Source organism: Cutibacterium nasicola, assembly GCF_052654715.2.
Window position 1 is genome coordinate 340263 of the sequence record NZ_CP199745.2, and the last position, 14195, is coordinate 354457.

General features: G+C 63.9%; 23 protein-coding genes. 22 read left to right on the plus strand and 1 reads right to left on the minus strand.

The window, feature by feature from the left end:
- Positions 1 to 51: 51 nt before the first annotated feature.
- Complete coding sequence (locus tag ACUCCZ_RS01545) at positions 52 to 1956, minus strand: 6-carboxyhexanoate--CoA ligase (RefSeq protein ID WP_435917976.1); 1905 nt, start codon at positions 1954 to 1956, stop codon at positions 52 to 54.
- Positions 1957 to 2518: 562 nt separating this feature from the next.
- On the opposite strand from ACUCCZ_RS01545, the gene rpsJ reads away from it, so the two are divergent.
- From rpsJ to ACUCCZ_RS01655, 22 genes are all read left to right on the plus strand, one after another.
- Positions 2519 to 2830 carry a 30S ribosomal protein S10 gene (rpsJ, locus tag ACUCCZ_RS01550; protein ID WP_002514870.1) on the plus strand — a complete coding sequence of 104 codons (312 nt, stop codon included), beginning with the start codon at positions 2519 to 2521 and terminating at the stop codon, positions 2828 to 2830.
- 11 nt (positions 2831 to 2841) lie between these two features.
- The gene (gene rplC / locus ACUCCZ_RS01555; RefSeq protein ID WP_435917931.1) at positions 2842 to 3513 is read left to right on the plus strand and encodes a 50S ribosomal protein L3; all 672 of its coding nucleotides are present in this window, start codon (positions 2842 to 2844) and stop codon (positions 3511 to 3513) included.
- A complete protein-coding gene (gene rplD / locus ACUCCZ_RS01560) occupies positions 3510 to 4415 on the plus strand; it encodes a 50S ribosomal protein L4, sunset domain variant (protein WP_435917930.1) in 906 nt (301 codons plus the stop codon). The genes rplC and rplD overlap by 4 nt, the downstream gene beginning before the upstream one ends.
- Positions 4412 to 4720: a 50S ribosomal protein L23 gene (gene rplW / locus ACUCCZ_RS01565; RefSeq protein WP_435917929.1), complete on the plus strand. Its 309-nt coding sequence runs from the start codon at positions 4412 to 4414 to the stop codon at positions 4718 to 4720. Before rplD ends, rplW begins: the two co-directional genes overlap by 4 nt.
- A 26-nt stretch (positions 4721 to 4746) precedes the next feature.
- Positions 4747 to 5583: a 50S ribosomal protein L2 gene (gene rplB, locus ACUCCZ_RS01570; protein WP_435917928.1), complete on the plus strand. Its 837-nt coding sequence runs from the start codon at positions 4747 to 4749 to the stop codon at positions 5581 to 5583.
- Between the two features lie 15 nt (positions 5584 to 5598).
- A complete protein-coding gene (rpsS, locus tag ACUCCZ_RS01575; protein WP_002516048.1) occupies positions 5599 to 5880 on the plus strand; it encodes a 30S ribosomal protein S19 in 282 nt (93 codons plus the stop codon).
- A gap of 17 nt (positions 5881 to 5897) precedes the next feature.
- Entirely contained in the window at positions 5898 to 6359 is a 462-nt protein-coding gene (rplV, locus tag ACUCCZ_RS01580; RefSeq protein WP_435917927.1) for a 50S ribosomal protein L22, read from the plus strand.
- A 1-nt stretch (position 6360) separates the two neighbouring features.
- Positions 6361 to 7173: a 30S ribosomal protein S3 gene (rpsC, locus tag ACUCCZ_RS01585; protein ID WP_435917926.1), complete on the plus strand. Its 813-nt coding sequence runs from the start codon at positions 6361 to 6363 to the stop codon at positions 7171 to 7173.
- A gap of 1 nt (position 7174) precedes the next feature.
- The gene (rplP, locus tag ACUCCZ_RS01590; protein WP_435917925.1) at positions 7175 to 7594 is read left to right on the plus strand and encodes a 50S ribosomal protein L16; all 420 of its coding nucleotides are present in this window, start codon (positions 7175 to 7177) and stop codon (positions 7592 to 7594) included.
- Positions 7594 to 7842, plus strand: coding sequence for a 50S ribosomal protein L29 (gene rpmC, locus ACUCCZ_RS01595; RefSeq protein WP_435917924.1), 249 nt, complete (start codon positions 7594 to 7596; stop codon positions 7840 to 7842). Before rplP ends, rpmC begins: the two co-directional genes overlap by 1 nt.
- 2 nt (positions 7843 to 7844) lie before the next feature.
- Positions 7845 to 8117 carry a 30S ribosomal protein S17 gene (rpsQ, locus tag ACUCCZ_RS01600; RefSeq protein ID WP_435917923.1) on the plus strand — a complete coding sequence of 91 codons (273 nt, stop codon included), beginning with the start codon at positions 7845 to 7847 and terminating at the stop codon, positions 8115 to 8117.
- Between the two features lie 382 nt (positions 8118 to 8499).
- Complete coding sequence (gene rplN / locus ACUCCZ_RS01605; protein ID WP_435917922.1) at positions 8500 to 8868, plus strand: 50S ribosomal protein L14; 369 nt, start codon at positions 8500 to 8502, stop codon at positions 8866 to 8868.
- On the plus strand, positions 8869 to 9237 hold the full coding sequence (rplX, locus tag ACUCCZ_RS01610; protein WP_435917921.1) for a 50S ribosomal protein L24: 369 nt from the start codon (positions 8869 to 8871) through the stop codon (positions 9235 to 9237).
- On the plus strand, positions 9234 to 9866 hold the full coding sequence (gene rplE / locus ACUCCZ_RS01615; RefSeq protein WP_435917920.1) for a 50S ribosomal protein L5: 633 nt from the start codon (positions 9234 to 9236) through the stop codon (positions 9864 to 9866). The genes rplX and rplE overlap by 4 nt, the downstream gene beginning before the upstream one ends.
- A gap of 7 nt (positions 9867 to 9873) precedes the next feature.
- Positions 9874 to 10059 (plus strand): type Z 30S ribosomal protein S14, encoded by a 186-nt coding sequence (locus ACUCCZ_RS01620; RefSeq protein WP_002515981.1) that lies wholly within the window; start codon positions 9874 to 9876, stop codon positions 10057 to 10059.
- A 175-nt stretch (positions 10060 to 10234) separates the two neighbouring features.
- Positions 10235 to 10642 (plus strand): 30S ribosomal protein S8, encoded by a 408-nt coding sequence (gene rpsH, locus ACUCCZ_RS01625; RefSeq protein WP_435917919.1) that lies wholly within the window; start codon positions 10235 to 10237, stop codon positions 10640 to 10642.
- 28 nt (positions 10643 to 10670) lie between these two features.
- A complete protein-coding gene (gene rplF / locus ACUCCZ_RS01630) occupies positions 10671 to 11213 on the plus strand; it encodes a 50S ribosomal protein L6 (protein ID WP_435917918.1) in 543 nt (180 codons plus the stop codon).
- Position 11214: 1 nt separating this feature from the next.
- Entirely contained in the window at positions 11215 to 11598 is a 384-nt protein-coding gene (rplR, locus tag ACUCCZ_RS01635; RefSeq protein WP_435917917.1) for a 50S ribosomal protein L18, read from the plus strand.
- 24 nt (positions 11599 to 11622) lie between these two features.
- Positions 11623 to 12270, plus strand: coding sequence for a 30S ribosomal protein S5 (gene rpsE / locus ACUCCZ_RS01640; protein WP_435917916.1), 648 nt, complete (start codon positions 11623 to 11625; stop codon positions 12268 to 12270).
- On the plus strand, positions 12270 to 12452 hold the full coding sequence (gene rpmD / locus ACUCCZ_RS01645) for a 50S ribosomal protein L30 (RefSeq protein WP_435917915.1): 183 nt from the start codon (positions 12270 to 12272) through the stop codon (positions 12450 to 12452). The genes rpsE and rpmD overlap by 1 nt, the downstream gene beginning before the upstream one ends.
- Before the next feature lies 1 nt (position 12453).
- Positions 12454 to 12894 carry a 50S ribosomal protein L15 gene (gene rplO / locus ACUCCZ_RS01650; RefSeq protein ID WP_435917914.1) on the plus strand — a complete coding sequence of 147 codons (441 nt, stop codon included), beginning with the start codon at positions 12454 to 12456 and terminating at the stop codon, positions 12892 to 12894.
- 314 nt (positions 12895 to 13208) lie between these two features.
- Positions 13209 to 14192, plus strand: a complete 984-nt coding sequence (locus tag ACUCCZ_RS01655) for an ABC transporter permease (protein WP_435917913.1) — start codon at positions 13209 to 13211, stop codon at positions 14190 to 14192.
- Positions 14193 to 14195 lie beyond the last annotated feature (3 nt).

Below are 14195 nucleotides of genomic sequence, written 5' to 3' on the forward strand. Positions count from 1 at the left end.
ACCTTTCAGACAGAAGGGTGCGTCCGAAGTGATGTCGGACGCACCCGCTCTTCACACGACGTCAAGGACCTCGCGCAGTGAGGCGACCAGGGCGTCAATGTGTGCATCGGTGTGTTCGGCGGTCACGCACACCCGCAGGATTGCCTCACCCCTGGGGACTGCCGGGTAGCGGATTGCTCCGATCATGAGTCCTCGTCGGGCCAGCTCCTCCTGGGCCGAGACGGCACGATCCTCGGGGCCCACAGGAATCCTGATGATCGGACCGACGTCGTTGGCCGTTGAAGTGGTGATGAGCCCTGCCCTGGTCAGGAGTCGGCGTGCCCGGGAGACGTTGCCCTGCAGGTTCTGCACCCGGGAGGAGTCGGTTCTCAGGAACCGGATGGCCGCTGTCACTGCGGCCGCGACGGCGGGGGAGGGGGCGCTGGAGAACACGTACCCTCGTGCGCAGTGTCGTATCAGCGTTGCCAAGGTCTCGTCCACACAGACGAAACCTCCCTCGACACCGAGAGCCTTGCTCGCCGTTGCGAGCAGGACGTCTGGTCGCAGTTGCCGGGACAGGCCCTCTGTGACGCCTCGTCCGGTGGGCCCGACGGTGCCTATCCCATGCGCGTCATCAACGACGGCGAGAGCGCCGTGACGGTGGGCAATCTTCACCATGTCGGCCACAGGGATGACGTCGCCGCTCATGGAAAAGACCCCTTCGGTGAGTACGAGGGCCCTGTCAGTGGTCGCTCGAGCAAGAGCGGCGTCGACAGCGTCGAGGTCAGCGTGGGGGACGACGACGGTGCGTGCCCGCGCCAGTCGACACCCGTCGATGAGGCTGGCGTGGTTGTCCGCATCGGAGACGACGGTGACGTCAGGACCCGCCAACAGCTGCAGGGTCGCGAGATTCGCCTGGTAGCCGCTGGCCATGAGGACCGCTCGGGGATACCCCAACCATGTGGCGATCTCGTCCTCGGCATGGTGGTGTGCCACTGAGGTGCCCGTCGTGAGACGTGAGCCACCAGAACTGCATCCCAGCTCACCGACGGCGTTGATCATGGCCTGCCGGACGGTCGGCTCGGTGGACATGCCGAGGTAATCCGAGGAGGAGAACAACAGGGCCGGGCCGTCGGTGGTGACGGCGTCGGGTAGTTGGGGTGAGGCAAAGGTGCGGGGCCGACGTTCCAGACCGGCATTGCGCCATGCCTTCAGGCGCCCAGCGACGTGATCGTGCCAGCACGTGGTGGTGTGAGTGCCGCAAGGATGGGTCGCGGCGTTGACGAGAACCGGGTGGTTCTCCAGCCAGTTCGTGATCATGGCGGGATCGGCGCATGAGGTGTCGACGAGGATGACACGACCACCATTGGGATCACCCTCGGCCTTGACATTGGTCACCGTCGTGTACACCCCGTCAACGCAGACATAGCCACGGGTGTAGTGGAGATCGTCGGAGATGCACAGTTCCGCGACGACTCCGGGTGCAGCAGCAACCTTGCTCGCAAGGAGAACTGCTTCGTGGTGGTGCTTCTTGCGTGCCAAGGTCCTCCCTGGAGCAGATTCGGTGAGGTCTCCGAATCGAGTCACCCGTACGCCACGCAGCGGGTCGGCCTCCAGCCGTCGTCCACTACCCACCTCGACCATGGCGGCTCCGCGCATCGTCGGCCCGGCGGTGAGAATGCGTAAGGTCTCGTCGGGATGGGGAACGAATCGGGAGAGGACGTCACGGAAGTGGCGATGTGCGGAGTCGACGTCAGGACATTCCTCGATGTCGGTGGGCAGGGCAGGGATGACAGTGGGATCGACGTCGAGCTGATCCAGGCTGAGACGGACCTGTCGAGCCGTGACGGTGTGGCCAGGCAACAGCGCGCGTTGGGTGAGACCCGCCACGGTCTGGCCGATCATGTCCGGGGACACCAGTGACTCGGCCCCACTGACGTGGTAGGGCTCGTCGTCAAGCATCCCGGTGGCGCGCATTCGCACACTCCACCAAGGCGCAGGGTGAGGGCCGTGCTCCGGAACTGGCATGATGACTCCTTGACCTCGGTAACCGACCATTGTTGAACACCATTCAATTCTTGCAGGGCGGGGGAGGTTCGTCAGGCTGATTTGCCTTGCAGGTCCATTGATGACAAACTGTAAAAGTTGCTCCGAACGGGGCTGCAGTGTGTCACACCCATGATCCTCGAGATCGGGTCCGGCCACTGTCAAGCCCGACGGCAGAGGTGTCACCACCACGGTGAGTCCGCTGTCGGACCCACGGAAGCGGGTCGGCGTCGGAAACCGGCAGACAAATCCACAGTGTTCACGGGGTCCTCAACGGCTGGTGAGCGGTGGGTGTTCTGCGGTTCGTGATGCGCGACACGCCCGAGCGCGTGGGTCGGGGAGGGGCGACGTGACCTCTCGGTTTTCACGTCAGTGGAAATCGTCAGGTTGGGACCAACGAGGACTTCGGTCCTCACGCCGGAACCCTCTGGGCGTACCGGACTCCCACGCCAGGGAATCTTGGACGCGGCAGAGACGAGTAGAAGGAACAACTGTGGCGGGACAAAAGATCCGCATCAGGCTGCGGGCCTACGACCACGAGGTCATCGACTCGTCGGCGCGCAAGATCGTCGACACGGTGACCCGCACGGGCGCCAAGGTCGCCGGCCCGGTGCCGCTGCCGACCGAGAAGAACGTTTTCTGTGTGATCCGTTCGCCCCACAAGTACAAGGACAGCCGCGAGCACTTTGAGATGCGCACCCACAAGCGGCTCATCGACATCCTCGAGCCGACTCCGAAGACGGTCGATTCGCTCATGCGTCTCGATCTGCCGGCCGGGGTCGACATCGAGATCAAGCTTCCGTGAGGTTGAGCACCATGACCAATGAACGCACTGTCAAGGGCGTGCTGGGCACCAAGCTCGGCATGACCCAGCTGTGGGACGAGCACAACAAGCTCGTTCCCGTGACCGTCATCCAGGCCGGGCCGTGTGTCGTCACCCAGGTGCGCACCCCTGAGACCGATGGCTACTCCGCCGTCCAGCTTGGCTTCGGGGCCGTCAAGGCCAAGAACGTCACCAAGCCGGAGGCTGGCCACTTCGACAAGGCTGGTGTGACCCCTCGACGTCACCTCGTCGAGCTGCGCACCGCCGATGCCTCTGAGTACACCCTGGGCCAGGAGATCACCGCTGACGTGTTCTCCGAGTCCGATTTCGTCGACGTCACCGGCACCAGCAAGGGCAAGGGCACCGCTGGCGTCATGAAGCGTCACGGCTTCGGCGGCCTGCGTGCCACCCACGGTGTGCACCGCAAGCACCGCTCGCCGGGCTCCATCGGCGGCTGCTCGACGCCAGGCAAGGTCATCAAGGGCCTCCGCATGGCCGGCCGCATGGGTGCCGAGCGCGTGACCGTCCAGAACCTGCAGGTTCACGCCGTCGACGCCGAGCGCGGGATCATGCTGGTCCGCGGCGCTGTCCCCGGCCCGAAGGGGTCCCTGCTCGTCGTCCGTAGCGCCGCCAAGAAGGCCGCCAAGAATGGGGATGCCGCATGAACGAGACCAAGACCATCGACGTCCTCGACGTCAAGGGCAGGAAGGCCGGATCGGCTGAACTTCCCGGTGATGTCTTCGACGCGAACACCAACATTCCGCTGATCCACCAGGTCGTCATCGCCCAGCTCGCGGCTGCCCGTCAGGGCACCCACGCCACGAAGACCCGTGGTCTGGTCTCCGGCGGTGGCAAGAAGCCGTGGCGTCAGAAGGGCACCGGTCGTGCCCGTCAGGGTTCGACCCGTGCACCGCAGTGGGTCGGCGGCGGAACGGTTCACGGTCCGCAGCCGCGCTCCTACGCCCAGCGCACCCCCAAGAAGATGGTGGCTGCTGCTCTGCGTGGCGCCCTGTCCGACATGGCTCGCGACAACCGCGTCTTCGTCGTGACCTCCCTGGTTGACGGCGGCAAGCCCTCGACCAAGCAGGCCAAGGCCGTCCTCTCGGGTCTCGCCGAGCTCCGCAAGGTGCTCGTCGTCCTGGATCGCAGCGAGGAGATCGCCTGGCTGTCCGTGCGCAACCTCAGCGAGGTCCACGTGCTGGCCGCCGATCAGCTCAACACCTACGACGTCGTTAACGCCCGGACCATCGTGTTCAGCCAGGCCGGGCTCGATGCCTTCGTCGGTGCGCGCAGCGCCAGCACCCAGGCCCTGGCCGCTGAGCCGGAGGTCCCGGAGACCAACGTTGCCGACCAGCATCCCTACGGTGAGGACTCCTTCCGTGGAGACAACCCGCCGGCCGGATTCGACATCAAGGGCAACGAGGACTCCATGAAGTTCCACGCCCCGACGTCGCCCTGGTACGGACGCACCATCGCTGAGGTGTGGTTCCGCTCCGCCGAGGCTGCTGAGGCCGCTGGCTTCGTCAACGCCGTCAAGTCCGACTCCAACAAGGAGGACGTCAAGTGAGCGAGCTGAAGATCCGAGATCCCCGGGACATCATCCTCGCCCCGGTCGTCTCCGAGAAGAGCTACGGCCTGCTCGACCAGAACAGCTACACGTTCCTGGTCAAGCCGACTGCCAACAAGACCGAGATCAAGATCGCGATCGAGCAGATCTTCGGTGTGAAGGTCACCTCGGTGAACACGATGAACCGCAAGGGCAAGGCGCGCCGCACCCGCTTCGGCATGGGCAAGCGTCCCGACACCAAGCGCGCCATCGTGACCGTTGCCGAGGGTGATCGCATCGACATCTTCACCGGCCCGGTCGCCTGAGCCGCGAGAGAAGGAACGAAGTACCAATGGGTATCCGCAAGCACAAGCCCACCACTCCGGGCCGTCGCGGCTCGAGCGTGTCGGACTTCGTCGAGCTCACCCGCTCGACCCCCGAGAAGTCCCTGCTCGTTGCCAAGCCCAAGACCGGTGGACGCAACAACACTGGCCGCATCACCACCCGTCACATCGGTGGTGGACACAAGCAGGCCTACCGCATCATCGATTTCAAGCGTTACGACAAGGACGGCGTGCCGGCCAAGGTCGCTCACATCGAGTACGACCCGAACCGCACCGCTCGCATCGCCCTGCTCCACTACGCCGACGGTGAGAAGCGCTACATCATCGCCCCCGATGGCGTCGGTCAGGGAACCGTCGTGATGTCTGGCTCCGAGGCCGACATCAAGCCGGGCAACAACCTGCCGCTGCGCAACATCCCGGTCGGTACCACGGTTCACGCCGTGGAACTGCGCCCAGGCGGTGGCGCCAAGATGGGTCGCTCCGCTGGTGCGTCGGTGCAGCTGGTCGCCCGCGAGGGCAAGTACGCCACCTTGCGCCTCCCCTCCGGTGAGATGCGCATGGTCGACATTCGCTGCCGCGCCACCATCGGCGAGGTCGGCAATGCCGAGCAGACCAACATCAACTGGGGCAAGGCTGGCCGTAACCGCTGGAAGGGCATCCGCCCGACCGTCCGTGGTGTGGTCATGAACCCGATCGACCACCCGCACGGTGGTGGCGAGGGTCGTACCTCCGGTGGTCGTCACCCGGTGAGCCCCTGGGGCAAGCCCGAGGGTCGTACCCGTAACAAGAACAAGGCGAGCAGCCGTCTCATCGTGCGTCGCCGCAAGTCCGGCAAGAAGCGCTGATTGGGAGTCTGAGACATGCCACGCAGTCTGAAGAAGGGCCCCTTCGTCGACGAGCACCTGGCCAAGAAGGTCACTGCCCAGAACGAGGCGGGCACGCACAACGTCATCAAGACCTGGTCGCGTCGGTCCATGGTTACCCCCGACATGATCGGGCACACCATCGGCGTGCACGACGGTCGCAAGCACGTCCCGGTTTTCGTGACCGAGTCGATGGTCGGGCACAAGCTCGGAGAGTTCGCCCCGACCAGGACCTTCAAGGGTCACGTCAAGGACGACAAGAAGGCGCGCAGGCGCTGACGAGAGGGATCTGATTTATGAGCAACACTGAGAGGCCCAGCCGTCGCGCCGCCCTGCTCGGCGATCGCCCCGGCTCGTACGCCATCGCGCGTCACGTTCGGATGAGCGCCAGCAAGTGCCGTCGCGTCGTCAACCTGGTTCGCGGAATGGACGCCGTTGACGCGGTGACCATGCTGAAGTTTCAGCCGCAGGCCGCGGCCGAGCCGGTTCGCAAGGTCATCGCCTCGGCCATGGCCAACGCCGAGCAGACCGAGGGTCTGCGCGCCGACGACCTGTACATCTCGCAGGCCTTCGTCGACGAGGGCGTCACCATGCGCCGCATCCGTCCCCGCGCCAAGGGATCCGCCAGCCGAATCCTGAAGCGTTCCGCCCACATCACCGTGGTTGTCGAGCCCAAGGACGCCCGTCCGGCCCCCAAGAAGGCCAAGAAGGGTCGCCCGGCTGCTGCAGCCAAGTCCGAGACCGAGAAGGGAGCCTGACATGGGCCAGAAAATCAATCCCCATGGTTTCCGTCTCGGTGTGACGACCGATCACAAGACCCGCTGGTACGCCGAGAAGCAGTACGCCGAGCTCGTGGGTGAGGACGTCAAGATCCGCGAGTGGCTTCAGAAGAACCTGGAGCGCGCCGGTATTTCGTCCATCGAGATCGAGCGTCGCTCCGAGCGCGTGACCATCTTCCTCTATGCCGCCCGCCCGGGTATCGTCATCGGGCGTAACGGCGCCGAGGCCGAGCGCGTGCGCGGTGAGTTGGAGAAGCTCACGGGCAAGCAGATTCAGTTGAACATCCTCGAGGTGAAGAACCCCGAGACCGACGCCCAGCTCGTCGCCCAGGGAATCGCCGAGCAGCTTGCTGCCCGTGTCGCCTTTCGTCGCGCCATGCGCAAGGCTCAGCAGTCCGCCATGAACGCTGGCGCGCTTGGCATCCGCATCAAGTGCTCCGGTCGTCTGGGTGGCGCCGAGATGAGCCGTTCCGAGGGTTACCGCGAAGGCCGTGTGCCGCTGCACACCCTGCGCGCCGACATTGACTACGGCTTTTTCGAGGCCCGCACCACCTTCGGCCGCATTGGCGTCAAGGTGTGGATCTACAAGGGCGATGTCACTGGCACCCGTGCCGAGCGCGCTGCCCAGAAGGCTGCTCATCAGACCGCCCAGGGTGGACGCGGCGGACGCGGTGGCAACCGTCGTGGCCGGGGCGATCGTCCCGACCGTCGCGGTGGACGTCGTCGCGCCGAGGCCGCCAAGCAGCAGCCCGCCGAGACCTCGGCCCCGCAGACCGAGAACGCAGGAGCCTGACATGTTGATTCCTCGTCGAGTGAAGTACCGCAAGCAGCACCATCCCAAGCGGACCGGTGCTGCCAAGGGTGGCACCCAGTTGGCCTTCGGTGACTACGGCATCCAGGCCATTGAGGGCGGATACCTGACGAACCGTCAGATTGAGGCCGCCCGTATCGCCATGACCCGCTACATCAAGCGTGGTGGAAAGGTGTGGATCAACGTCTACCCGGACCGCCCGATGACCAAGCACCCCGCAGAGTCCCGCATGGGCTCCGGCAAGGGTACGCCTGAGTGGTGGATCGCCAACATCAAGCCCGGACGAGTTCTCTTCGAGCTGTCGGGTGTGCCGGATGACGTGGCCCGTGAGGCCATGCGTCTGGCCATCCACAAGCTGCCGATGAAGGCTCGTTTCATCTCCCGTGAAGGCGGTGACAACTGATGCCCAAGCTTTCTGCTGCAGAGCTGCGCCAGCTTTCCGGTGAAGAGTTGCGCAACAAGGTTCGCGAACTCAAGGAGGAGCTGTTCGGGCTGCGTTTCCAGTCGGCCACCGGCCAGCTCGAGAACACGGCTCGTCTGCGTGAGGTCCGCAAGGACATCGCTCGCGTCTACACCGTGCTCCAGGAGCGCAACCTGAACATCGTCGATGATCCCGACGCCACCAATCCCGAGAACGACAAGGAGGCCTGAGTATGAGCGAGAACACCGCTGAGCGGACGACCCGCCGCAAGGTCCGTGAGGGACTGGTCGTGTCCGACAAGATGAACAAGACGATCACCGTCCTGGTCGAGGACCGTGTCAAGCATCCGCTGTACGGCAAGGTCATGACCAAGTCCGTGCGTCTCAAGGCTCACGACGAGAAGAACGAGGCCGGCATGGGCGACCGCGTGCGGATCATGGAGACCCGCCCGCTGTCCGCCACCAAGCGCTGGCGTTTGTTCGAGATCGTCGAGAAGGCCAAGTGAGTCGCTGGTGAGTTGCGAGGCAGGGCGACCCATCCGAAAAGGGTGGGTCGCCCTGTTGAGTGTGGGGCCTGGCCGGGTCGCCGATCCGGGTAGGGCTGCGGACACCGCCGCCACACCAGGTCACCGCCAATTCGCAATCGCCGACGAAGCGAGTTAAACTGCACAAGTTGTCTTGCGACTGTGCCCACCTTCAAGCACAGCGCGGAGCCCCTGACCTCACGGAGACGGGGACACCGTGCGCCGCCCGAGGGTGGCGGGACCTCTCGCGGACGACAGCCGCGTACCCCCTGAGGTGCGGGTTGCCTCCTGGCAAAATCCAGGGGGTTCGTGTTCAACGGTCCTACCAGGCCCGGGAGGGAACCAGTGGGACGAAGGAGAAGACATGATCCAGCAGGAGACGCGACTCAAGGTCGCCGACAACACTGGTGCGAAGGAGCTCCTCTGCATCCGTGTTCTCGGTGGATCCAAGCGTCGCTACGCCTACCTCGGTGACACCGTCGTGTGCACCGTCAAGGACGCCATCCCCGGCGGAAATGTGAAGAAGGGCGAGGTCGTCAAGGCCGTCGTCGTTCGTACCGTGAAGTCGCACCGCCGTCCCGACGGGTCCTACATCAAGTTCGACGAGAACGCCGCCGTGCTACTCAAGAACGACGGGGAGCCTCGTGGCACCCGTATCTTCGGCCCCATCGCCCGCGAGCTGCGCGAGAAGAAGTTCATGCGCATCGTCTCGCTCGCCCCGGAGGTGATCTGAGTGAAGTCCCTCAACATCAAGAAGGGTGACCGCGTCAAGGTCATCGCCGGAAACGACAAGGGCACCATCGGTGAGGTTCTCTCGGTGGACCCGGCCCGTGGGCGCGTCGTCGTCGAGGGTGTGAACATCCGTAAGCACCATCGTCGTGACATGCCCACCCCACAGGGCGGCACCACCAAGGGCGGAATCATCCAGTCCGAGGCCCCGATCCACGTCTCGAACGTCCAGCTCGTGACCAAGGTTGACGGCAAGGACGTTGTGACCCGCGTTGGCTACCGCCGCGAGGACGTCACCAAGCGTCGTCCCGATGGTTCTGAGTACGCCGCTCAGCGCAGCGTCCGCTACCTCAAGAAGGAGGAGGCCAAGTGAGCACCGACGCCTTAGCGCACGAGATGCCTCGTCTGAAAAAGCAGTACCGCGAGCAGATTCGTCCGGCCATGCAGGAGGAGTTTGGCTACAAGAACCCGATGCTCATCCCCGGTCTCGAGAAGATCGTGGTGAACATGGGTGTTGGGGACGCCGCTCACGACTCCAAGGTGATGGACGGTGCCGTTCGCGACATCACCGCCATCACTGGCCAGAAGCCGCAGGTCACCAAGGCCCGCAAGTCCATCGCTCAGTTCAAGCTGCGTGAGGGACAGCCCATCGGCTGCCACGTCACCCTTCGCGGCGACCGCATGTGGGAGTTCGCTGACCGTCTTCTGACCTTGGCCCTGCCTCGCATCCGTGACTTCCGCGGCCTCAACTCGAACCAGTTCGACGGCAAGGGCAATTACACCTTCGGCCTGTCCGAGCAGGTCATGTTCCTCGAGATTGACCAGGACAAGATCGACCGTGTCCGTGGCATGGACATCACGTTCGTGACCACTGCGCAGACGAACGAAGAGGGCAAGGCCCTGCTCAAGCACCTGGGATTCCCGTTCAAGGCAAAGGATGACCCGAAGAAGGCGAAGGCCAAGCGCGGTCCCGCCTACTACGCCAAGAAGAAAAAGAAGTGAGGATCTGATGGCCAAGACAGCTCTGAAGGTCAAGGCGGCCCGTAAGCCCAAGTTCGGTGTCCGTGCCTACACCCGTTGCCAGCGCTGCGGTCGTCCGCACTCGGTGTACCGCAAGTTCGGCCTGTGCCGAATCTGCCTGCGCGAGATGGCCCACGCCGGTCAGCTCCCGGGTGTCACCAAGTCTTCCTGGTGACGAGCGCGCGACCGTCAAGGACGCAGATCCACGGGCCCTACCAGGCTCCGGCGGGTTGGTAACCCGCCCCACACACACGTGAACAACACAGAAGGTCCCCGTGGCCGGAACTCGGACGAGACAGTCCGGAAGACGACAGGAGGGAAACCGCTGTGAGAAAGAGGCCAAACCAGCCATGACCATGACTGACCCGATCGCAGACATGCTGACTCGTCTGCGTAACGCCAACCAGGCGTACCACGACCAGACGGCGATGCCTCACTCGAAGATCAAGGCCGGCATTGCCGAGATCCTCAAGTCCGAGGGGTACATCGCCGACTACAAGGTCAACGAGCCCAAGGAGGGCGAGGTCGGCAAGACGCTGACCCTCATCCTGAAGTACGGCGAGAACCGTGAGCGCTCCATCGCTGGCGTCCGCCGTATCAGCAAGCCCGGACTTCGCGTCTACGCCAAGTCCACCGCCCTGCCGAAGGTGCTCGGCGGCCTGGGCATCGCCATCATCTCCACCTCTCAGGGACTGCTCACTGACAAGCAGGCCCATGAGAAGTCCGTGGGCGGGGAAGTCCTCGCCTACGTGTGGTGACCGTCGACGAGACAGATAGGAGTAATCAATGTCGCGCATTGGCAGGCTTCCCATCGCCGTCCCGTCCGGTGTCGAGGTGAAGCTTGATGGGCAGGACGTGGAGGTGAGGGGTCCGAAGGGAACCCTGAGCCTTACCGTTCGCGAGCCCATCACCGTGAGCAAGGACGATGAGGGACAGATCGTCGTTGAGCGTCCGGATGACGAGCGGGAGAACCGCTCGCTGCACGGCCTCACCCGTACCCTCGTCAACAACATGGTCATCGGTGTGACCGAGGGCTACGAGAAGAAGATGGAGATCCAGGGCGTGGGTTACCGCGTGCTGTCCAAGGGTCCCAAGCAGCTCGAGTTCAACCTCGGCTTCTCGCACCCGGTGATCGTTGACGCCCCGGAAGGAATTACCTTCGCCGTCGAGAATCCCACCAGGTTCTCGGTCCAGGGCATCGACAAGCAGGTCGTGGGCGAGACTGCGGCCAACATCCGTAAGATTCGTAAGCCGGAGCCCTACAAGGGCAAGGGTGTGCGTTACGAGGGCGAGAACGTCCGTCGCAAGGTTGGAAAGGCAGGTAAGTGACATGGCAAGCACCCTGACTGTTCGCAAGAGCCTGTCCGACCGCACCAAGGCACGTGCTCGTCGCCAGGCCCGTGGTCGCAAGAAGATCTTCGGGACCGTCGAGCGTCCCCGCATGGTCGTGACTCGTTCTTCGAAGCACGTCTTCGTCCAGGTCATCGACGATGTTGCCGGGAACACCCTCGCGTCGGCGTCCACCATGGAGGCCGAACTGCGCGAGATGTCCGGAGACAAGACCGCCAAGGCTGCCCGAGTGGGCACCATCATCGGTGAGCGCGCCAAGGCCGCCGGCATCGACAAGGTCGTCTTCGACAAGGCCGGGAACCAGTACCACGGGCGGATCGCCGCGCTGGCCGATGCGGCCCGCGAGGCCGGTCTCGACTTCTGACCCACGAAAGGCAAGTGAGCAACGATGAGTGGAACCCAGCGCCGCGGTGGCGGTGCAGGTGGTGAGCGTCGTGGCCGTGACAACCGTCGTGGCCAGAACGATCGCAACCGCAATCAGAACGAATATCTCGAGCGCGTCGTGTCGATCAACCGCGTCGCCAAGGTGGTCCAGGGTGGCCGTCGCTTCAGCTTCACGGCGTTGGTCGTCGTGGGAGACGGCGAAGGCACCGTGGGTGTCGGCTATGGCAAGGCCAAGGAGGTGCCCGCGGCCATTGCCAAGGGCGTTGAGGAGGCCAAGAAGCACTTCTTCAAGGTGCCGCTGGTCGGTCGTACCATCACCCACCCGGTGATCGGTGAGAAGGCTGCCGGTGTCGTCATGCTGCGTCCGGCTTCTCCCGGTACCGGTGTCATCGCCGGTGGTTCGGCCCGTGCCGTTCTCGAGTGCGCCGGCGTGCAGGACGTGCTCGCCAAGTCCCTCGGCTCCTCCAACGCGATCAACGTGGTTCACGCCACTGTCGCCGCGTTGCAGCAGCTCGAGGAGCCCGAAGAGGTTGCCCGTCGCCGTGGCAAGTCCGTTGAGGACGTCGCCCCGGCAGCCATGCTGCGCGCCCGTAAGGAGGCCGACGAGGCCGCCGCTGCCGTCCGCATGGAGGAGAAGGCAGGGGTCAACTGATGAGCAAGCTGAAGATTACCCAGATCAAGTCTGGCATCGGCACGAAGCCGAATCATCGTGAGACCTTGCGCAGCCTCGGACTGAAGCGCATCGGTGACACGGTCATCAAGGAGGACCGCCTCGAGTTTCGCGGCATGGTCCAGACCGTTCGTCACCTCGTCACCATGGAAGAGGTGGACTGACATGGCTATTGAGCTCCATGATCTCAAGCCCGCTCCTGGCGCCCACAAGGCCAAGACCCGCGTTGGTCGTGGTGAGGGCTCCAAGGGTAAGACCGCTGGTCGCGGTACGAAGGGTACCGGCGCACGCAAGAATGTGCCCGAGTTCTTCGCTGGCGGCCAGATGCCGATTCACATGCAGGCCCCGAAGCTGGGCGGGTTCCACAACCCGTTCCGCACCGAGTACCAGGTCGTGAACCTGGACAAGGTCGGGGCCCTGTTCCCCAAGGGCGGCAAGATCACCGTTGATGATCTCGTCGCCGTTGGTGCCGTCCGTGACAACGAGCTCGTCAAGGTTCTCGGAACCGGCGAGCTGACCGTCAAGGTTGATCTCGTTGTCGACGCCTGGTCCAAGTCGGCCCAGGAGAAGATTGAGAAGGCTGGCGGCAGCGTCACCAAGCGGTGACGTGACCTTCGTGTGACGTCGTGAACACGACTGAATGACGTGCGAGGGACGGGAAACCTGACCGTTTCCCGTCCCTCGTGTCATCTGCCGGGGCAACGCACGTGCAATGACGACATGCCTTGCCCTTGTGACCTCAGCAGACTGGCCCAGGGGTTGGGTGTGTGTAAGATCACACGCATCAAACGGCCAGCGTGCCGAGATGACCCCATGCCAGACCGTGTGCAGCGGCACGACCTGCCGCCTGGGTTACGGCCACCCGCCTGCGGCCCACCTGCCCTCCCAGCAGGCACTGCACACTGTGAGAAAGGACGATCGTGCTCAAGTACGTGGTGCGTCGCCTCATCAATTACGTCGTGCTGTTGTTCGTTGCGGTTTCCTTTGCATACCTGCTCGCCTCGTATGCCCTGGACCCGCGCAACGCTTTCGACCAGACGAATCCCAAGCTCAACTGGACGGCGATCAACCAGTCACTGACCAACTACAACATCAATCCCGACACCAGCATCTGGGTGCGGTACGAGCGATGGTTGAAGATGGTCTTCCTGCACTGGAACTGGGGCTGGACCCCACATGGTGACTCGATCAACTCGCTGATTGGCACCCGCATTGGTGTGTCCGTCCGTCTGGTGATCTGCGGAACGATCATTGGCATGGTCGGTGGTGTCGCCGTCGGCGCATGGTCGGCTGTGCGCCAGTACTCGGTTGCTGATCGAATCGTGTCCTTCCTGTGTCTGCTGCTCATCTCGACGCCGACGATGGTGTTGGCCGTCCTGCTGCAGCTCGGTGCCATTCAGTTCAACCAGGCAACCGGCACGCAGTTCTTCCAGTTCATCGGTGAGGTTGGATCTCACGGAGACTACGTCGGAGCCGAACTGTTCAGCCGGATGCAGCATCTCCTCCTACCGACGATCTCCCTGTCGGCGTTGAGCTTGGCGAGTTACTCGAGATACCAGCGCAACTTGATGCTCGACACCCTCGGTGCCGACTACGTCCGTACCGCTCGAGCCAAGGGTCTGCGCAAGGGACGCGCCATTCGTCACCACGCCCTGCGCAATGCCATCATCCCGATGGCCACCTACTTCGCCTTCGGCGTGGCCAACATCTTCGTCGGTGCCACCATCTCCGAGCAGGTGTACGCCTGGAACGGTGTCGGTTCGTACTCAGTGATGTCGATCCAGCAGAACGACATCAACGGATCTGTTGCGGTGGTCGCCTTCTCCGGCCTCTGCACGCTGACCGGTGCCCTGTTGTCCGACATCCTCATCGCGGTCATCGATCCGCGTGTCCGGGCTCGATGAGGA